This is a genomic window from Pseudomonas sp. NY15354 (assembly GCF_048068075.1).
Classification (GTDB): Bacteria; Pseudomonadota; Gammaproteobacteria; order Pseudomonadales; family Pseudomonadaceae; genus Aquipseudomonas; species Aquipseudomonas guariconensis_C.
In genome coordinates this window covers 183,678-203,291 of the sequence record NZ_JBLUPV010000007.1, presented here as the reverse complement: position 1 = coordinate 203,291, position 19,614 = coordinate 183,678, and the positions used below count along the sequence as shown (strand labels likewise).

At 62.7% G+C, this 19,614-nt stretch carries 18 protein-coding genes; 5 read left to right on the top strand and 13 right to left on the bottom strand.

Annotated elements, in window-relative coordinates; genetic code table 11:
- Positions 1-44: 44 nt before the first annotated feature.
- On the bottom strand, positions 45-416 hold the full coding sequence (locus tag ACNFCH_RS10220; RefSeq protein WP_070093397.1) for a hypothetical protein: 372 nt from the start codon (positions 414-416) through the stop codon (positions 45-47).
- 174 nt (positions 417-590) lie between these two features.
- On the opposite strand from ACNFCH_RS10220, the gene phoB reads away from it, so the two are divergent.
- The 3 genes from phoB (at position 591) to ACNFCH_RS10205 (ending at position 4,298) form a co-directional block, all read left to right on the top strand.
- Positions 591-1,280: a phosphate regulon transcriptional regulator PhoB gene (phoB, locus tag ACNFCH_RS10215; protein WP_003253341.1), complete on the top strand. Its 690-nt coding sequence runs from the start codon at positions 591-593 to the stop codon at positions 1,278-1,280.
- Between the two features lie 179 nt (positions 1,281-1,459).
- On the top strand, positions 1,460-2,731 hold the full coding sequence (gene phoR, locus ACNFCH_RS10210) for a phosphate regulon sensor histidine kinase PhoR (protein ID WP_337157714.1): 1,272 nt from the start codon (positions 1,460-1,462) through the stop codon (positions 2,729-2,731).
- Positions 2,732-2,957: 226 nt separating this feature from the next.
- Positions 2,958-4,298 carry a hemolysin family protein gene (locus ACNFCH_RS10205; protein WP_416742706.1) on the top strand — a complete coding sequence of 447 codons (1,341 nt, stop codon included), beginning with the start codon at positions 2,958-2,960 and terminating at the stop codon, positions 4,296-4,298.
- Between the two features lie 178 nt (positions 4,299-4,476).
- Here ACNFCH_RS10205 and ACNFCH_RS10200 read toward each other — a convergent pair whose 3' ends face one another.
- The 8 genes from ACNFCH_RS10200 to ACNFCH_RS10165 form a co-directional block, all read right to left on the bottom strand.
- Positions 4,477-5,373 carry a peptidoglycan DD-metalloendopeptidase family protein gene (locus tag ACNFCH_RS10200; protein WP_416742705.1) on the bottom strand — a complete coding sequence of 299 codons (897 nt, stop codon included), beginning with the start codon at positions 5,371-5,373 and terminating at the stop codon, positions 4,477-4,479.
- Positions 5,374-5,666: 293 nt separating this feature from the next.
- Positions 5,667-6,572 carry a response regulator gene (locus ACNFCH_RS10195; protein WP_196165499.1) on the bottom strand — a complete coding sequence of 302 codons (906 nt, stop codon included), beginning with the start codon at positions 6,570-6,572 and terminating at the stop codon, positions 5,667-5,669.
- 163 nt (positions 6,573-6,735) lie between these two features.
- A complete protein-coding gene (gene phoU, locus ACNFCH_RS10190; RefSeq protein WP_070093402.1) occupies positions 6,736-7,506 on the bottom strand; it encodes a phosphate signaling complex protein PhoU in 771 nt (256 codons plus the stop codon).
- Positions 7,507-7,695: 189 nt separating this feature from the next.
- Positions 7,696-8,529, bottom strand: a complete 834-nt coding sequence (gene pstB, locus ACNFCH_RS10185; RefSeq protein WP_337157678.1) for a phosphate ABC transporter ATP-binding protein PstB — start codon at positions 8,527-8,529, stop codon at positions 7,696-7,698.
- A gap of 101 nt (positions 8,530-8,630) precedes the next feature.
- Positions 8,631-10,301 (bottom strand): phosphate ABC transporter permease PstA, encoded by a 1,671-nt coding sequence (gene pstA, locus ACNFCH_RS10180; protein ID WP_196165497.1) that lies wholly within the window; start codon positions 10,299-10,301, stop codon positions 8,631-8,633.
- 17 nt (positions 10,302-10,318) lie between these two features.
- The gene (locus tag ACNFCH_RS10175; RefSeq protein ID WP_196165496.1) at positions 10,319-12,607 is read right to left on the bottom strand and encodes an ABC transporter permease subunit; all 2,289 of its coding nucleotides are present in this window, start codon (positions 12,605-12,607) and stop codon (positions 10,319-10,321) included.
- Positions 12,608-12,747: 140 nt separating this feature from the next.
- A complete protein-coding gene (locus ACNFCH_RS10170) occupies positions 12,748-13,746 on the bottom strand; it encodes a phosphate ABC transporter substrate-binding protein PstS (RefSeq protein ID WP_070093406.1) in 999 nt (332 codons plus the stop codon).
- A 235-nt stretch (positions 13,747-13,981) separates the two neighbouring features.
- Positions 13,982-15,271 (bottom strand): MFS transporter, encoded by a 1,290-nt coding sequence (locus ACNFCH_RS10165; protein WP_337157679.1) that lies wholly within the window; start codon positions 15,269-15,271, stop codon positions 13,982-13,984.
- A 359-nt stretch (positions 15,272-15,630) separates the two neighbouring features.
- Here ACNFCH_RS10165 and ACNFCH_RS10160 point away from each other — a divergent pair, with 359 nt between their 5' ends.
- Complete coding sequence (locus ACNFCH_RS10160) at positions 15,631-16,029, top strand: acyl-CoA thioesterase (RefSeq protein WP_003253317.1); 399 nt, start codon at positions 15,631-15,633, stop codon at positions 16,027-16,029.
- Between the two features lie 72 nt (positions 16,030-16,101).
- On the top strand, positions 16,102-16,998 hold the full coding sequence (locus ACNFCH_RS10155; RefSeq protein WP_416742704.1) for a D-hexose-6-phosphate mutarotase: 897 nt from the start codon (positions 16,102-16,104) through the stop codon (positions 16,996-16,998).
- A gap of 87 nt (positions 16,999-17,085) precedes the next feature.
- On the opposite strand, the gene ACNFCH_RS10150 is transcribed toward ACNFCH_RS10155, so the two are convergent.
- The 4 genes from ACNFCH_RS10150 to purE form a co-directional block, all read right to left on the bottom strand.
- A complete protein-coding gene (locus ACNFCH_RS10150; protein ID WP_416742703.1) occupies positions 17,086-17,619 on the bottom strand; it encodes a DUF3299 domain-containing protein in 534 nt (177 codons plus the stop codon).
- Positions 17,620-17,665: 46 nt separating this feature from the next.
- Complete coding sequence (locus ACNFCH_RS10145; protein ID WP_043209941.1) at positions 17,666-17,914, bottom strand: GlsB/YeaQ/YmgE family stress response membrane protein; 249 nt, start codon at positions 17,912-17,914, stop codon at positions 17,666-17,668.
- Positions 17,915-18,010: 96 nt separating this feature from the next.
- Positions 18,011-19,093, bottom strand: coding sequence for a 5-(carboxyamino)imidazole ribonucleotide synthase (locus ACNFCH_RS10140; protein WP_196165492.1), 1,083 nt, complete (start codon positions 19,091-19,093; stop codon positions 18,011-18,013).
- 10 nt (positions 19,094-19,103) lie between these two features.
- Positions 19,104-19,595, bottom strand: coding sequence for a 5-(carboxyamino)imidazole ribonucleotide mutase (gene purE / locus ACNFCH_RS10135; protein WP_043209945.1), 492 nt, complete (start codon positions 19,593-19,595; stop codon positions 19,104-19,106).
- Between the last annotated feature and the right edge of the window lie 19 nt (positions 19,596-19,614).

The following is a 19,614-nucleotide window of genomic DNA, read 5'->3' as shown; positions in this document are numbered from 1 at the left end:
CCGCTCCCACAGGTTGTCCAGCATCCTTCAATCAGCTGTACGTTTCAGGGCTTGGCGATATGCCAGACGTCCTTCACACCGTCACCGGTCTTGTCCCCGGCTTTCTTGTCCTTGATGAAGGTGTACAGCGGCTTGCCGTCATAGGCCCACTGCTTGGTCCCGTCATCCCGGGTGACCTGGGTCCATTTGTCCTTGGCGGCCTCGTCCTCGGCCTTGACCATCAGCGGCGGCCAGTTCTTGGCGCACTCGCCGTTGCACATGGATTTGCCATCGGCATCCTTGTCGAAGGTGTAGAGGGTCATGCCAGCATGATCGACCCACATGCCGTCCTTTTCCATTGCGTGGTGGGCCGATGCCACCCCCGGTAGCGCCAGCGCAGCGAAAAGGGCCATCCAGCTCAGCGTATGTCGTGTCATTGGAATCACCATGGTTCGGGGGGTGTAGTGGGTTTACCTACCGCCTGGGCGGCCCGTTAAAGCCTAGTCCAGTCATGGAATGTCGCCAGAATCGCCAATGTCCTGTCACACAGCTGCAATAATTCCGTTATCTAATGCGGGCCAAGACACAGTTCCTGGGAGAGGTTTTAAGCAATGGTTGGCAGAAACATTCTGATCGTCGACGACGAAGCGCCCATTCGCGAGATGATCGCCGTTGCATTGGAAATGGCCGGCTATGACTGCCTGGAGGCCGAAAATTCCCAGCAAGCCCACGCCATCATCGTCGACCGCAAGCCGGACCTCATCCTGCTCGACTGGATGCTGCCTGGCACATCGGGCATCGAGTTGGCCCGTCGCCTGAAGCGCGACGAACTGACCGGCGACATCCCGATCATCATGCTCACCGCCAAGGGTGAAGAAGACAACAAGATCCAGGGCCTGGAAGTCGGCGCCGACGACTACATCACCAAGCCGTTCTCGCCTCGCGAGCTGGTGGCGCGCCTGAAGGCCGTGCTGCGCCGCACTGGCCCGAGCGACAGCGAAGCCCCCATCGAAGTGGGCGGCCTGCTGCTCGATCCGATCAGCCACCGCGTGACCATCGACGGCAAGCCTGCCGAAATGGGCCCCACCGAATACCGCCTGCTGCAGTTCTTCATGACTCACCAGGAGCGCGCCTACACCCGTGGCCAGTTGCTCGACCAAGTCTGGGGCGGCAATGTCTACGTCGAGGAGCGCACCGTCGACGTGCATATCCGTCGCCTGCGCAAGGCGTTGGGTGAAGCCTACGAAAATCTGGTACAAACCGTCCGAGGCACCGGCTACCGCTTCTCGACCAAGAGCTAAGAGCAGCTGAAAGCCTCCAGCCTCAAGCTGCAAGATGAAGCAGGCAGCGTCAGGCCGAAAAATGGACTTAAAGCACCACCGATCCGCTTCTTTTTGCCGCGCGTAGCGTGCAACTTGCAGCCGGATCCGAAGGATCCCCTCAATTGAACCAGAACTGGCACGCGACCCTGATTCGCCACATGCTGCTGCTGATCACCGTCTGCCTGATCGGCGGCTTGGTCAGCGGCTACTACGGCTGGAGCCTGGCCATCGGCCTTGCGCTCTACCTGGGTTGGACCCTCAAGCAACTGCTGCGCCTGCACGATTGGCTGCGCAACCATCAGCCCGACGAAGCCCCGCCCGATGGCTATGGCCTGTGGGGCGAGGTGTTCGACAGCATCTATCACCTGCAACGTCGCGACCAGCGCGTGCGCGGACGCCTGCAGGCGGTGATCGACCGGGTCCAGGAGTCCACTGCGGCCCTGCGCGATGCGGTGATCATGCTCGACAGCGAAGGCAACCTCGAGTGGTGGAACCGCGCTGCCGAAACCCTGCTGGGCTTCAAGACCCCACAGGATGGCGGTCAGCCGGTGACCAATCTGGTACGCCACCCGCGCTTCAAGGAGTACTTCGAGTCGGAGAACTACCTCGAGCCGCTGGAGATCCCCTCCCCGATCAACGACCGCATGCGGGTCCAACTGCACATCACCCGCTATGGCAACAACGAGCACTTGATGTTGGTACGCGACGTCACCCGCATCCATCAGCTCGAGCAGATGCGCAAGGACTTCGTCGCCAACGTCTCCCATGAGCTGCGCACGCCCCTGACGGTCATCACCGGGTATCTGGAAACCCTGCTGGACAACGTCGAGGACGTGAACCCGCGTTGGGGCCGGGCGCTCCAGCAGATGAGCCAGCAAGGCGCGCGCATGCAGACACTGCTCAACGACCTGCTGCTATTGGCCAAGCTCGAGGCCACCGACTACCCCTCCGACAACCAGCCCGTGGCCGTCGAGGCCCTACTGCAATCGATCAAGGGCGACGCTCAGGCGCTGTCCGGCCCACGCAACCAGCGCATCACGCTGGAGGCAGCGCCTGGCGTGCGCCTCAAGGGCAGCGAGTCGGAACTGCGCAGCGCCTTCTCCAACCTGGTGTTCAACGCCGTGAAGTACACCCAGGACGAAGGCAACATCCGCATTCGCTGGTGGGCGGACGAACAAGGCGCCCACCTGTCGGTGCAGGACTCCGGCATCGGCATCGACGCCAAGCACTTGCCACGCCTGACCGAGCGCTTCTACCGGGTCGACTCCAGCCGCGCCTCCAACACCGGCGGTACGGGCCTTGGCCTGGCGATCGTCAAGCATGTACTGCTGCGCCATCGCGCACGTCTGGAAATCAGCAGCGTGCCAGGCCATGGCAGCACCTTCACCTGCCATTTCGCACCCGCTCAGGTGGTGACGAACAAAGCCTGAACGTGGGGTTGCCTGCGAACACCGGTGCATCGGTGCCACACCTGGTTCGCGGGTAAACCCGCTCCACAAGGTGCGTGCCAGGCGTACACGTGGGGTTGCCCGCGACGGGGTGATACCGCGCCCTTTGCTTTTGCAGCTTCAGCCGCTACATTGGATCCCCTGTGCCAGCCAACGCTGGCACTTTTTTTCTTCCTAATTCAAAGACGGACCCTGTAAAAACTCCATCATGGACCCTTCCCCTGGTTTCAGCTTCATCTCCCTTTTTGCCGACTTCGGCATGATTCTCTTTGCCTTCCTTCTGGTGCTGCTCAACGGCTTCTTCGTTGCCGCCGAGTTCGCCATGGTCAAGTTGCGTGCAACCCGCGTCGAATCGATCGCCGAACTGCACGGTTGGCGCGGCAGCATCCTGCGCAAGGTTCACAACCAGCTGGACGCCTACCTGTCGGCCTGCCAGCTGGGCATCACCCTGGCCTCCCTGGGCTTGGGCTGGGTCGGTGAGCCGGCCTTCGCCCACTTGCTCGAGCCGCTGTTGGCTGCAGTGGGGGTCGATACGCCTGAGCTGGTCAAGGCGATCTCGTTCTTCGTCGCCTTCTTCGTGATCTCCTACCTGCACATCGTGGTCGGCGAACTGGCGCCCAAGTCCTGGGCGATCCGCAAACCCGAGCTGCTGTCGCTGTGGACGGCGGTGCCGCTGTACCTGTTCTACTGGATGATGTACCCCGCGATCTACCTGCTCAATGCCAGCGCCAACACCATCCTGCGCATCGCCGGCCAAGGCGAGCCTGGGCCGCATCATGAGCATCACTACAGCCGCGAAGAACTCAAGCTGATCCTGCACTCCAGCCGTGGCCAGGACCCGAGCGACCAAGGCATGCGCGTGCTGGCCTCGGCCGTGGAGATGGGCGAACTGGAAGTGGTCGACTGGGCCAACTCCCGCGAGGACATGGTCAGCCTCGATGCCAAGGCGCCGCTCAAGGAAATCCTGGCGATGTTCCGTCGCCACAAGTTCAGCCGCTACCCGGTCTACGATGCCGAGCGCGAAGAGTTCATCGGCCTGCTGCACATCAAGGATCTGCTGCTGGAGCTGGCCGAGATGGACCACTTCCCTGAGACCCTGGATCTGGACGACCTGGCCCGCCCGCTGGAACGCGTCTCGCGGCACATGCCGCTGTCCCAGTTGCTGGAGCAGTTCCGCAAGGGCGGCGCGCATTTCGTGCTGGTCGAAGAGGCCGACGGCAAGGTGATCGGCTACCTGACCATGGAAGACGTGCTGGAAGTGCTGGTCGGCGACATCCAGGACGAGCACCGCAAGACCGAGCGCGGCATCCTCGCCTACCAGCCGGGCAAGCTGCTGGTACGTGGCGACACGCCGCTGTTCAAGGTCGAGCGACTGCTGGGGGTGGACCTGGACCACATCGAGGCCGAGACCCTGGCGGGGTTGGTCTATGAAACGCTCAAGCGCGTACCCGAGGAAGAGGAAGTGCTGGAAGTCGAAGGCCTGCGCATCATCATCAAGAAGATGAAAGGGCCGAAGATCGTGCTGGCCAAGGTGCTCAAGCTCGTCTGACCAGCCTGGGGCGCTCTGCGCCCCATCGCAGGCTCCCACCGGGATTGCGTCGTACCTAAGACTTACGTGGTCCTGTGGGGGCGGTTGTACCCGCGAAGAATGCAATGCGGTGGATGGCACCGGCTTTGCCGGTGTTCGGACGAAGCCTGCGAAAGGCTGCGACGCAGCCCCAGCGCTATCACGGGTTCCCCGCCGTGAAGTCAGGCATCCCGCCAATCGGCCGGTCGAACTGGTAGGGAATGGACTCCAACGCCAACCCCACGTTGCGCTGCACCACGAAATGTAAATGCGGCCCGCTGCTGTTGCCGGTGTTGCCTGACTTCGCCAACGGCGCCCCCTGCAGCACTCGCTGCCCTTCGCTGACCACCACCGACCCGCGCATCAGATGCAGGTAGACGCCCATGGTGCCGTCCGGGTGCAGGATCCTGACGAAGTTGCCCGCCGGGTTGTTGCCACGGCCTGTCTGGTTGTTCTCGATCTTCACCACCACCCCGCCCCGCGCCGCGACAATCGGCGTGCCCTCAGGCATGGCGATATCCATGGCGTAGCGCCCTTTGGGCCCGAAGTGGCTGAAACGTCCATTCGGGCCCTGGCTCAGGCGGAACGGCCCCCCTCGCCAGGGGAATGGATATTGGAACGCCTGTGGCCGTCGGGCTGGGTCGCCCAAGGCATAGCGCAGTTTCGACTCGTACTTCACCTGCTCGCCGGGCAGTGCCGCCAACACGGTCAGGACCTGGGTCGAACGCGGCGGCACCACACGCCGGACGATCCGTGGCGCGTTACCGCCCTGGGCGTTGGCCAGGCGCTGCAAGCGCAATTCGACCTCCACGGGTGCGAACAGGTCATTACGTGCGAAGAAACGCGTTCCGCCCGCAAAATCCACGGTACGCAAGCGCACCTGGCGCTCCAGGCGCTCGAACATCGGCTCGCGCAGCACGAACGCTTTGGCGCCAGGGCTTGGCTGTTCGGAGTAGGAGACCACACCGTAGGAATCGGTGGTCTTGTAGAGGGTCATGCCCACGCTCGACGCCGAGACCGTGAGCAAGGCACAGAACAGCATCAGACGAGTTGGCATGGCGGTGGCTTTTTGACAGTTATTATGTCTGCAAGCCTAGCAGTCGGATTTCTAAGGGGTATTGCAGTTGGTCGGGAAATGAGCAATTGGCCATCTCTGACGCCTTGCTTCACCGGCCAACACGGGCAACGCCCGCATCCTCCATCGAGGTGGCTGCTTCGCGGGTAAACCCCACAGGGATTGCCCAAGCCTTGAGAGCAGTGCAGTCCCGATGGGCTGGCATAGCCCGCGATGGGCTGCGGGTATTCGCGAGGACGCCACGGAGCAAGTCAGTGGCGCCCCGGACTGGCGATCTAGGCGCCGGGGGTGAAGTGCTTCTGCGCGGTGCCGCGGGCAATCAGGCGCGACAGGTAGTCGAGCTTCTGCGCGTCCTGGTCGACGAACTTGAACGTCAGTTGCAGCCAGTCGCTTTCAGGCTTGGGCTCCAGAGCGGCAATGGCGTGCAGATAGCCATTGAGCCGCGCAACCTCGGCGCTCTCGCCCTGCTCCAGGTCCAGCACCGCGCCCTCTAGCACCTGCGGCAGGGTCGTGCTGCGGCGAACCACCAGCAGCGCTTCCTTGAGGCTAAGGGCCTTGATCACGCAGGGCTGGGTACCGCTGGCCAAACGCAGCTGGCCCTGGCCACGCCCGCTCTGGGATGCGGCGGCGGCGGTCTTGGGCGTCGGGGCATTGATCAGCGGCTTGCCAGGTGCAGGCGCAGCGGCAGCCACCGGCGCCTTGACTGCCTCGGGGCGACCGCCGGTCAAGGCACTGAGCGAGTCATTGGCAAATGCCGAATTGACCCGCGCTGGCGCACTGGCCATCAGGCTGTCGAGCTTGCCAAGCTTGGTCAGGGACTTCTTCACCTTGGTCAGCAGTTGCTCATTGGTGAACGGCTTGCCGACGAAGTCCGAGACGCCGGCCTGGATGGCCTGAATCACGTTTTCCTTGTCACCACGGCTGGTCACCATGATGAACTGCAGGTCCTTGTACTCTGGCTGCTGCCGGCACCAGGTGAGCAGTTCCAGGCCTGACATCTCTGGCATTTCCCAATCGCACAGGACCAGGTCGAACCGCTCCTTGCCCAGCATGGCCATGGCCTTGCGACCGTTGACCGCGTCTTCGATGACCATGCCTGGGAAGGCATTGCGCAGACACTTCCTCACCAGGTCACGAATGAATGGCGCATCATCCACGACCAGCACATTGACCTTACTCATCGATACTCCTCTTGAACCCCGACTAGCATACCGCTGACTGATGGCCATTTGCCAAACCACTGGTCACGCCGGGACTTCTCTGATCATTCGCGGGTGCCTGCTGGCTGCTCGACCGCAAACGAAAACGCCCGGCCGGAGCCGGGCGTCGATGCTCGGAGCAATCTTATTTATCGTCCGATTCGGCCGGAACATTAGCGATTTCAGCATCGTCGCCCGTTTCGCCGAGCACTTCGGCCTTCATGCGCTTGAGGCCCATGTGGCGTACGTCGGTACCGCGCACCAGGTAGATCACCAGTTCCGAGATGTTGCGCGCATGGTCGCCAATACGCTCCAGCGAACGCAGGGCCCAGATCACACTCAGCACGCGGGAAATCGAACGCGGATCTTCCATCATGTAGGTGACCAGCTCGCGCAGTGCTGTCTTGTACTCGCGGTCGATGGTCTTGTCGTACTGGGCCACCGAGAGGGCGAGATCCGCATCGAAGCGGGCAAAGGCATCCAGGGCATCGCGCACCATGTTGCGGACCTGGTCGCCGATGTGGCGCACCTCGACGTAGCCGCGTGGTGACTCGCCTTCCTCGCACAGCTGGATGGCGCGGCGGGCGATCTTGGTCGATTCGTCGCCGATGCGCTCCAGATCGATCACAGACTTGGAGATGCTGATGATCAGACGCAGGTCGGAGGCCGCCGGCTGACGACGGGCGAGGATGCGCACGCACTCCTCGTCGATGTTGCGCTCCATCTGGTTGATCTGCTCGTCGACTTCACGCACTTGCTGGGCCAGGCCCGAGTCTGCCTCGATCAGTGCAGTGACGGCGTCGTTGACCTGCTTCTCGACCAGGCCGCCCATCGCCAGGAGGTGGCTGCGAACCTCCTCGAGCTCGGCGTTGAACTGCTGGGAGATGTGATGGGTAAGGCTTTCTTTGTTGATCATCGTTTCGCTCCGCGAAGAAGCTGCAAGCTTCAAGTAGTTCGTATCGTTCCCTGGCTTTCCGGCCTCGCCTGTACCTGTGGGAGCGGGTTCACCCGCGAAACAGGCACTGCGCTGCAGGGCACCGGCTTGGCCGGTACTCACGGGTAAACCCGCGCCCACAGCGGCCCCAATGCTCCTCAAGAGCAAGGATTAGCCGTAACGACCGGTGATGTAGTCTTCGGTCTGCTTCTTCGCCGGGTTGGTGAACAAGGTGTCGGTATCACCGAATTCGACCAGTTTGCCCATGTACATGAAGGCGGTGTAGTCCGAGACGCGCGCCGCCTGCTGCATGTTGTGGGTCACGATGACGATGGTGTACTTGGATTTCAATTCGTAGATCAGTTCTTCGACCTTCAAGGTCGAGATCGGGTCCAAGGCCGAGCAGGGTTCGTCGAGCAGCAGTACTTCCGGCTCCACGGCGATGGTACGGGCGATGACCAGACGCTGCTGCTGACCACCGGACAGGCCCAGGGCCGAGTCGTGCAGGCGGTCCTTGACTTCATCCCACAAGGCCGCGCCCTTGAGGGCCCACTCGACGGCTTCATCGAGCACGCGTTTTTTGTTGATGCCCTGGATACGCAGGCCATAGACCACGTTTTCATAGATGGTCTTGGGGAACGGGTTAGGCTTCTGGAACACCATGCCGACGCGGCGGCGCAGCTCGGCCACGTCCTCGCCCTTGCGGTAGATGTTGTTGCCATACAGGTTGATCGCGCCCTCGACACGGCAACCGTCGACCAGGTCGTTCATGCGGTTGAAGGTACGCAGCAGGGTCGACTTGCCGCAGCCGGACGGGCCGATGAAAGCGGTCACGCGCTGCTTGGGGATGTTCATCTTCACGTCGTACAGCGCTTGCTTGTCACCGTAGAACAGGGACAGGCCGGGGACTTCGATGGCCACGGTTTCTTCGGCCAGGCGCAGGCTCTGCTTGTCGCGGCCAAGGGCAGACATGTCGATGCCGTGGGCATGAGTTTCGTGTTGCATGTTCTCACTCCATTTGAAGCTGCGAGCTTCAAGCTGCTAGCTGCAAGTTTGGGCAAAGCGGCAATCTGCTTGGAGCTTGCCGCTTATGGCTTAATGCTTAATTAGCTGTCGAGGGCCTTGTACTTCTCGCGCAGGTGGTTACGGATCCACACCGCCGAGAGGTTGAGGGTCGCGATCACCAGCACCAGCAGCAGCGCCGTGGCGTACACCAGCGGCCGCGCGGCCTCGACGTTGGGGCTCTGGAAGCCGACGTCGTAGATGTGGAAGCCCAGGTGCATGATCTTCTGGTCCAAGTGCAGATACGGGTAGTTACCGTCCACCGGCAGCGATGGCGCCAGCTTCACCACACCGACCAGCATCAGCGGCGCCACTTCGCCCGCGGCGCGGGCCACGGCGAGGATCATGCCGGTCATCATGGCCGGGCTGGCCATGGGCAGAACGATCTTCCACAGGGTCTCGGCCTTGGTCGCGCCAAGGGCCAAGGAGCCCTCGCGCACGGTACGCGGGATACGCGCCAGGCCTTCTTCGGTGGCCACGATCACCACCGGCACCGCCAGCAGCGCCAGGGTCAGCGAAGCCCACAGCAGGCCCGGGGTACCAAGGGTCGGAGCCGGCAGGGCCTCAGGGAAGAACAAGCGGTCGATCGAGCCACCCAGCACATAGACGAAGAAGCCCAGGCCGAACACGCCGTAGACGATCGCCGGAACGCCCGCCAGGTTGTTCACCGCGATGCGGATCAGGCGAGTCACCGGGCCCTGCTTGGCGTATTCACGCAGGTAGACCGCCGCCAGTACGCCGAACGGGGTGACGATCACGGCCATGATCAGCGTCATCATCACGGTGCCGAAGATCGCCGGGAAGATACCGCCCTCGGTGTTGGCCTCACGCGGGTCGTCGCTCAGGAACTCCCACACCTTGCTGAAGTACACACCCAGCTTGGTCACGATGGACATGCCGTTGGGCTGGTAGGCGTGTACCACCTTGCTCAGGTTGATCTCCACTTCGCGGCCATTGCCATCGCGAGCCACCAGGCTGTCGCGGGCGAATGCCTGGTGCAGGCCGGTCAGACGCTCCTCGATGGCCTTGTAGCGAGCATTGAGCTCGGCGCGCTCGGCGTCCATGTCCGCCTGGGCGGCGGCGTCCAGCTTGCCGTCCAGCTCCAGTTTGCGAGCGTGCAGACGCAGGCGCTCCAGACCATGGTTGATGGCACCGATGTCTTTCTTTTCCAGCGATTGCAGCTCACGGGCCAACTGGTCGGCACGCTTGAGGCGGGTCTGCAGCTCGGCCCAGGCAGCCGGGCCTTCGGCGACCACACGGCCCTCTTCCTTGACGCTCGCCAGGTAGCCGTAGAAGTTGCCCCATTCGCGGCGTTCCAAGGCGATCAGGTCGGCCGGTTTCTGCTGGTCGACCAGCCAGTCGCCGACCACCCAGGTGAAGTCGCTGCCATTGAGGTCGCGGTTACCCACCTTGACCAGCTCACGGGTCATGAACTCCGGGCCTTCGTCAGGCACCGGCAGGCCGGCACCCTTGAGGCGGGCGCGTGGCACTTCTTCCTTCTGCACCACCTCACCGATGATCACATGATCACCCTGGCCAGGCACCTTGTAGGTGGCCTGGATCAGGTCGGCCGGCCAGAAGTGGCCCAGGCCGCGGACGGCGATCACGGCGAGCAGGCCGACGGTCATGATCACCGCCATGGCGACCGCGCCACCGCTGATCCAGACGCCAGGGGCGCCGCTCTTGAACCAGCCTTTGAGGGAATCCTTTTTCACGGATCTCTACCTTTCTATCAAAGCGACGAGTATTTCTTGCGCAGACGCTGGCGAATCAGCTCGGCCAAGGTGTTCATGATGAAGGTGAACATCAGCAGCACGAGGGCGGCGAGGAACAGCACACGGTAATGGCTGCCACCGACTTCGGATTCGGGCATTTCCACCGCCACGTTGGCGGCCAGGGTGCGCATGCCTTCGAACAGGTTCAGCTCCATGACCGGGGTGTTGCCGGTGGCCATGAGCACGATCATGGTCTCGCCCACCGCACGGCCCATGCCGATCATCAGCGCCGAGAAGATGCCGGGGCTTGCGGTGAGGATGACTACGCGGGTCAGGGTCTGCCAGGGCGTCGCACCCAGGGCCAGCGAGCCCAGGGTCAGGCTGCGCGGCACGCTGAACACGGCGTCTTCGGCGATGGAGTAGATGTTCGGGATCACGGCGAAGCCCATGGCGATGCCGACCACCAGGGCGTTGCGCTGGTCGTAGGTGATCCCCAGATCGTTGGTGATCCACAGGCGCATGTCGCCGCCGAAGAACCAGTTCTCCATGAATGGGCTCATGAACAAGGCGAACCAACCGATCACCAGGATCACCGGGATCAGGATCGCCGCTTCCCAGCCATCCGGGATACGCAGGCGGATCGACTCCGGCAGACGGCTCCAGGCAAAGCCTGCGGCAAGGATGCCGATCGGCAGGATCAACAGCAGGCTGAACACGCCTGGCAGGTGGCCTTCCAAGTATGGTGCCAGGAACAGGCCGGCGAAGAAGCCGAGGATCACCGTCGGCATCGCTTCCATCAGCTCGATGACCGGCTTGACCTTGCGACGCATGCCCGGGGCCATGAAGTAGGCGGTGTAGATCGCGGCGGCAATGGCCAGGGGCGCAGCCAGGATCATCGCGTAGAAGGCAGCCTTAAGGGTGCCGAAGGTCAACGGCGACAGGCTCAGCTTGGGCTCGAAGTCAGTGTTGGAGGCCGTGGACTGCCAGACGTACTTCGGCTCATCGTAGTTCTCATACCAGACCTTGCCCCACAGCGCGCTGAAGGAAACCTCCGGGTGCGGGTTCTTCAGGCTCAGGGGCAACAGCTTGCCGCCTTGCTCGATGATGATGCGGTTGGCACGTGGCGACAGGGCCAGCACACCGGCGCCTTCTGCGACCGGCTCGACCAGCAGGGTGCGGTGGGCAGTGCTGTGGAACACGCCCAGCTTGCCTTCGCTGTCCAGGGCGATGAAGCCCTTGCGGCGCTCTTCAGCATCGATCTGCACGATCGGCGCCTTGCCCAGCTGGAAACTGCGGATCAGCTTGAACCGCGATTCGCCGTCCGGATCGCGGGCCATGAACCACTGGCTCAGGCCACCTTTGGAGTCACCGAAGATCAGCGAGATACCGCCGACCAGCTGAGTGCTGGCGGTGATTTCGGTGTCGCCATCTTCAGACAGCTTGTAGCGCCCGTTCAGGCTCTTGTCGCGCAGGCTGAACACATCGGCGATGGCACGACCGTTGACCACGTACAGCCACTGCTGGCGTGGGTCGACGAAGATGGCCTTCACCGGCTCGGTCATCTGCGGCAGCTCGATGCGGTTCTGCTCGGTGGTGACTTCGCCGGTCATCATATTTTCCTGGCGAGTCAGCTCGGTCACGTGCAGTTGCGAACCGGTGGAGCCGGCCAGCAGCAAGGTGTCGCCGTTGACGTTGACACTCACGTGCTCCAGCGCGCGGCCCTGTGGGTCCAGGGCGAAAGGCGCCTGACCATAGGGGTAGTCGATACCCGCATCGATGGTCTTCTTGTTGTCTGGGTAGGTGATCTTGTAGGTGTGGTGGAACACCAGCGCCTGGCCGTTGGACAGACCCAGGACCACCAGCGGGCTACCCGGCTGGTCGGCGCTGATCGAGGTCACTTGGGTGCCTGCCGGCAGCGGCAAGTCGACGTGCTCGACTTCGTTACCGGTCTTGGCATCGAAGAACAGCGCCTGGCCTTTATCGGAAACACGCATGCCCACGAGGTTCTGCTCCTCGAGGGCGATCATCAGCGGCTTGCCGGCATCCTGTTGCAGCCAGGTCGGCTCCAGCGCCTTCTTGCTGGTCAACTCGGCGCCCTGGAACAGGGGCAGGACCACGTAGGCCAGGTAGAAGAAGATGAGGGTGATGGCTGCCAGCACGGCAAGCCCGCCCACCAGGACATACCAGCGGGTCAGGCGATCCTTCAGCGCACGCAGACGACGCTTGCGTTGCAGCTCGGGCGTATTGAAGTCAATCCGCACGGGGGGAGAATTTTGGGTCATTGTGGAGTTGGCCAGATCATTCATGCGCACACCCTAGCGGTCCCGTATGACAAAAACATGACAATGCAGTGACGCAAAAAAGCCCGCCGCTCAGGAGCCCTGGCTTCGGACGAGGAATTCGTGGAGGAGGCCGGGCATTTGGCACCGGCCTCTTCCTCAGTTACTTATTTCTTTGCAACGTTACCGGCGTGGGACAGGCCCAGGTCAGCCAGGGTCTTGTCGACCACTTTGGCCGGCAGCGGGATGTAGCCGTCCTTCACCACGACCTGCTGGCCAGCCTGGGACAGGACCAGCTTCACGAACTCGGCTTCCAGCGGGGCCAGAGGCTTGTTCGGGGCCTTGTTGACGTAGACGTACAGGAAGCGCGACAGCGGGTAAGTGCCGTTCAGTGCGTTGGCTTCGTTGTCCTCGACGAAGGCGCCGCCTTCTTTCTTGGCCAGAGGCACGGTCTTGACGCTGGCGGTCTTGTAGCCGATGCCCGAGTAGCCGATGCCGTTCAGCGAGCTGCTGATCGACTGCACGACCGAAGCCGAGCCAGGCTGTTCGTTGACGTTAGGCTTGAAGTCGCCTTTGCACAGGGCTTCTTCCTTGAAGTAGCCGTAGGTGCCGGATACCGAGTTGCGGCCGAACAGCTGGATTGGCTTGTTGGCCAGATCGCCGGTCACGCCCACGTCGGCCCAGGTCTTGACGTCGGCTTTGCCGCCGCACAGACGGGTGGAGGAGAAGATGGCGTCGACCTGAGCCATGGTCAGGCCCTTGATCGGGTTGTCCTTGTGGACGAAGACAGCCAGGGCGTCGACGGCGACCGGGATGGCGGTCGGCTTGTAGCCGTACTTCTGCTCGAAGGCCTGCAGCTCGACGTCCTTCATCTTGCGGCTCATCGGGCCGAGGTTGGCGGTGCCTTCGGTCAGCGCGGGTGGCGCGGTGGAAGAGCCGGCAGCCTGGATCTGGATGTTTACGTTCGGGTATTCCTTCTTGTAGGCCTCGGCCCACAGAGTCATCAGGTTCGCCAGGGTATCGGAACCGACGCTGGAGAGGTTGCCCGATACGCCAGTGGTCTTGGTGTAGGTCGGGATTGCAGGATCGACGGCGGCAACCGCATTGGCGGTGGCTACGCCAGCGGCGGCGAACGTGAGGGCCGCCATCAAACGCTTCAGTTTCATGCCTAACTCCTAGCAGGAATATTTGGGGTGTGAGATGGATCGGGCCCAAGTATCTGCAGGCCGCATGAACACTCTATGACTTGAATATGACAATTGGATGAAAGGCCATCACGGTCGCCCGGGATGGCCTTTACAGGATGTTGCGGCACGGGAAGAAGGGGCCTGGGGTAAACCCGCTCGCGCTTTCCGCACGGGCCCTTGGAGCGGGCTCACCCGCGAACAGAGCCGCCGCCGATCAGCGCTTGTTCGCCAGCAGGTACACACCCACCACCAGACCAACGGCACACAGGCAGGCCACGTAATAGGCCGGCGCCATGGGGCTGAACTTGAGCAGCGCGGTAACCACCATCGGCGTCAGCCCGCCAAAGATGGCGTAAGCCAGGTTGTAGGAGAACGACAGGCCACTGAAGCGCACCACCGGCGGGAACGCCTTGACCATCACATAGGGCACCGCGCCGACGATGCCCACGAACAGGCCGGTCAGCGCATACAGCGGGAACAGCAGGTCCGGCCGTGTCGGCAGGCTGTGGTAGAAGGCCCAGGACGACGCCAGCAACGCCAGGCTGCCGACGATGAACACACGCCCGGCGCCGAAGCGATCGGCCAGGCTGCCAGCCCCCACGCAGCCAAAGCTGAGCAGGACGATGGCCAGGCTGTTGGCCTTCAGCGAGTCGGTGGGGCTGACGTGATAGAGGCTCTGCAGCAGCGCCGGGGTCATGAGGATCACCACCACGATGCCCGCCGACAACAGCCAGGTCAGCAGCATCGAGAGAATGATCGCACCACGATGATCCCGCAGCACCGCACGCAGCGGCAGTTCTTCAGCCAGGGCTTTGCGCTGCTGCATTTCGGCGAACACCGGCGTCTCGTGCAGCCAGCGGCGCAGGTACACGGCGAACAGGCCGAACACACCCCCGAGGAGGAATGGAATACGCCAGGCATAGTCCGCCACTTCGTCGGCGCTATAGAGGGTATTGATCAAGGTCGCCACGAGCGAGCCGAGCAGGATGCCCGACGTCAGGCCAGCGGTGAGGGTGCCGCAGGCATAGCCGGTGTTGCGCGCCGGCACATGCTCGGAGACGAATACCCAGGCCCCTGGCACTTCCCCACCAATGGCCGCTCCTTGCACGACACGCATGAGAAGCAAAAGCACCGGCGCCCACAGGCCGATCTGCGCATAGGTCGGCAGCAGGCCCATGACCAGGGTCGGCAGCGCCATCATGAAGATGCTCAGGGTGAACATCTTCTTGCGCCCGAGCAGGTCGCCGAAGTGGGCCATGATGATGCCGCCCAGCGGCCGAGCCAGGTAGCCGGCGGCGAAGATGCCGAAGGTCTGCATCAGGCGCAGCCATTCGGGCATGTCGGCGGGGAAGAACAACTTGCCGACTACCGTGGCAAAGAACACGAAGATGATGAAGTCGTAGAATTCCAGTGCTCCGCCGAGGGCGGACAGTGAAAGGGTCTTGTAGTCACTGCGGGTCAGCGGCCGCGACGGCTGCTCGATACTGCTCTGCACGGAAGTCATGGGATGTTCTCTTATTGGACTTGCAGGCCGTTGGTCATGCGGCTTCTGGCTCAGTAGCCAGCGAAGATAACAAATTGCCGCGTCCGCCTCATAGCGGTACAAAATCCATACAGATATTCACGAATGCGCGGTCGTCGCTGGCTGTGCAGGTCTATATACTGACCGTTCGTAGGAAAAGGTTGAGCAACACGTGGGATGCTGTGCGAAAACGTCGGTCAATGTTGCAGGCGGTTTCGCAGAGTCTCCCTTGGCCGCCCTCCAAAGCGAAATCAGCGTAGTATGTTTCAAGCTGAATCGTTTTCCCGGCGTCCGTCATTTGCGCCAACCAACGAAGCGTCACGGGTCCGAGGCCCCACCGCATGATTGAGCTCGAACAAGAAGATCCTATCCCACAGGGCGACCTGGCCCTTCAGATCACTGCCCTGCCCCGTGAAACCAACGGTTTCGGCGATATTTTCGGCGGTTGGCTGGTCGCCCAGATGGACCTGGCCGGCACCGCCATGGCCAGCCGCGTCGCGGGCGGCCGGGTTGCCACCGTCGCGATCGACCGCATGGCCTTTCTGGTGCCGGTGGCCGTGGGCGCACAGCTTTCTTTCTATACCCAGACCCTCGAGATCGGCCGCAGCTCCATCCAAATGATGGTGGAAGTGTGGAGCGACGACCCGCTGTCCAGCGAATGGCGCAAGGTCACCGAGGCCGTGTTCGTCTTCGTCGCCATCGACGGCAGTGGCCGTACCCGCTCCGTCCCTCGTCGCTGAGCCAGGGGCGCGGTAAACTCGTTGCAAGGCATGAGGTCCAAGGCCTGATATGCACCACGACGAGACAAGCGCATGGCTACCTTCCAGGTCGAAACGGAACAACACGGCGAACTCAACTGCTGGCGTATCACCAGCAATCACGCCGAACTGCTGATCGCCCAACAGGGCGCACAGGTCCTGAGCTACCAGCGGCTGGGCGAACCGCCTCTGCTGTGGCTGAGCGACCAGGCCATCTTCCGCCAGGGCAAGTCCGTGCGCGCCGGAGTACCGGTGTGCTGGCCCTGGTTCGGTAACTTGCAGCGCAACCCGCAGGCCGTGCAGGCCATGTACCACGGCGAACAGGCACCGGCCCATGGTTTGGCGCGCACCCGTGATTGGCAACTGCTGGGTATCGAGGAGGCCGCAGAAGGCCTGCGCATCGAGTTCAGCCTGCCGCAGGCCCTGGGCGATCTGCCCGGCTGGCCCCATGAGGTCGAGCTCAAGCTGCTGATCGAAATGGGTACACAACTGAAGATGACCTTGAGCAGCCTCAACCAGGGCAATGACAGCGTCACCATCAGCCAGGCCCTGCACAGTTACTTCGCGGTCAGCGATGTGCGACAGGCACGGGTCGAGGGTGTGGATAACCTCGGCTACATCGAGACCCTCGCCGACTGGGAACTGCGCCAGCAGCATGGCGCTCTCGGCTTTGCCGGTGAGACCGACCGGATCTACCTGCAGACGCCCGATCTGCTCAAGATTGTCGACCCGCAATGGAACCGGCGCATCACGCTGCACAGCACAGGTTCACGCTCGGCGGTGATCTGGAACCCCTGGACCGAACGTGCCCGGGAGCTGACAGACATGGCGGACGACGGCTGGCAGCGAATGCTGTGCATCGAAACGGCGAATGTGTGGGATGACGCGGTGACCCTGGCGCCGGGGGCGAGTCATTCGCTGAGCGTTACCATCGCCAGTGAAGCACTCTGATCCTTTTCGCGGAAAAACCCGCCACCGGGATTGCGCAAGTCTTCAGAGCGGCGCAATCCCGGTGGGAAGGGGCCGACAAGGCCCTCGTCAGAGGTCCGCGTCCTCCACCACCCTCACCTTCCCTGCCTCCAGCGCATAGGCCGCATCGGCCAGGTCATTGCTGACCTTCTCCACCTTCAACGTGCCACTGACCCACAGCGGCGTGTAGATGTCGTCGATCTTCATCCCTTTGGGATAGCGCACCAGCACCAGCTGGTTGGGCGGTGGCGGTGGCACGTGGATGCAGGCGCCGGGGTATGGCACGAGGAAGAACAAGGTGCTGTTGCCCTTGGCATCGCTCTCCAGCGGCACCGGATAGCCGCCCAGGCGGATCTGTTTGCCGTTCATGGCGGCCACTGTCTTGGTGGAATACATCACCGCGGGCAAACCCTTGGCCTGCTTGAGCCCACCCTTGTCGGTAAAGGTGCCCATGGCTTCGGGAGAGTTGTGATCGATCTCGGGCATCTGCTCGAGCGCCTTCTGGTCCGACTTGGGCATCAGCTCCAGCCAGTCGGTTTCGGGCAGTTCGGCATGGGCCAGCGCGCTGGCCAGGAGCAAGGGAACAAGGAAAAACGCACGCATGAAAATGCTCGGCAACTCAGGTGAATTGCCGAGCATTCTAAACCAGTCATCCGCGTTTCTTGATGAATCCGTAGATCACCAGAAGGATGATGGCTCCGACCAGGGCACCAAAGAAACCTGCGGCCTGCCCCGCCTGGTAGATACCCAGCGCCTGCCCGCCATAGGTTGCGGCCAGGGATCCGGCGATACCTAGAAGAATGGTCATGATCCAGCCCATGCTGTCGTCCCCTGGTTTGAGGAAACGGGCCAGCAGGCCGACGATCAGGCCGATGAAGATGGTTCCAATGATACCCATGGCAATCCCTCTGCTTTGAAGATGGAACAAGCCAAAGCCTAGACAGCACTTTGGCTTGTTGCCATTTCAGAGGGCCTGCACAGGGCAGAGGTTCAATCAGCCGGCGATCAACGCTTCGACGTCGGCGATCTTGGCCTTGAGGGTAGCCATGTCGGCGCAGCGCAGGGTGGCGTGGCCCACCTTGCGGCCGGCCTTGAAGGCCTTGCCGTAGTGGTGCAGGTGGCAGTCATCGATGGCCACGACCTTGTCCACCGCCGGCACTTCGCCGATGAAGTTCAGCATGGCGCTCTCGCCGACCTTGGCAGTCGAGCCCAGTGGCAGGCCGGCAACGGCGCGCAGATGGTTCTCGAACTGGCTGCACTCGGCCCCTTCGATGGTCCAGTGCCCGGAGTTGTGAACCCGCGGAGCGATTTCGTTGGCCTTCAGGCCACCGTCGACCTCGAAGAACTCGAAGGCCATCACGCCCACGTAGTCGAGCTTCTGCAGCACACGACCCACGTAGTCTTCGGCCAGTGCCTGCAGCGGGTGCGCATCGCTCGCCACAGACAGACGCAGGATGCCGCTCTCGTGGGTGTTGTGCACCAGCGGGTAGAAGCGGGTTTCGCCATCACGTCCACGCACGGCCACCAGCGAGACCTCTCCGGTGAACGGCACGAAGCCTTCGAGCAGGCAAGGCACGCTGCCCAGCTCGGCGAAGGTGCCAACGACATCCTCGGCACTGCGCAGGACTTTCTGGCCCTTGCCGTCATAGCCCAGGGTACGGGTCTTGAGCACCGCCGGCAGGCCGATGCTGGCCACGGCAGCGTCCAGGTCTTCCTGGGAGAGGATGTCAGCGAACGCCGGCGTCGGGATGCCCAGGTCGCGGAACATGCTCTTTTCGAATAGGCGGTCACGGGCGATGCGCAGGGCCTCGGCACTGGGGTAGACCGGAACGAACTGCGACAGGAAAGCCACGGTTTCGGCCGGAACGCTTTCGAACTCGAACGTCACCAGGTCGACTTCGTCGGCCAGCTGACGCAGGTGGTCCTGATCGCCGTAGTCGGCGCGCAGGTGCTCGCCCAGGGCTGCCGCGCAGGCATCCGGGGCCGGGTCGAGGAAAGCGAAGTTCATGCCCAGCGGAGTCCCCGCCAAGGCCAGCATGCGGCCGAGCTGGCCACCACCGATTACACCGATCTTCATGTTTATAGCCTCAGGCCTGGCGCGGGTCCGGATTGTCCAGGACGGTTTCGGTCTGCTCCGTGCGGAACTGCTTGAGCGCCGCGTGGTATTGCGGGTACTTGGCACCCAGGATACTGGCCGAGAGCAGCGCCGCGTTGATGGCGCCCGCCTTGCCGATGGCCAAGGTGGCGACCGGCACGCCCGCAGGCATCTGCACGATCGACAGCAGCGAATCGACACCCGAGAGCATCGAGGACTGCACCGGCACGCCCAGGACCGGCAGGTGGGTCTTGGCGGCGCACATGCCTGGCAGGTGGGCAGCACCGCCGGCACCGGCGATGATCACCTCGATGCCGCGGCCTTCGGCCTCTTCGGCATACTGGAACAGCAGATCCGGCGTACGGTGGGCGGAAACCACCTTCACCTCGTAGGGAATGCCGAGTTTTTCCAGCATATCGGCGGTGTGGCTAAGGGTGGACCAATCGGACTTGGAGCCCATGATCACGCCAACCAGTGCACTCATCGTCGAGCCTCTTCGCTTG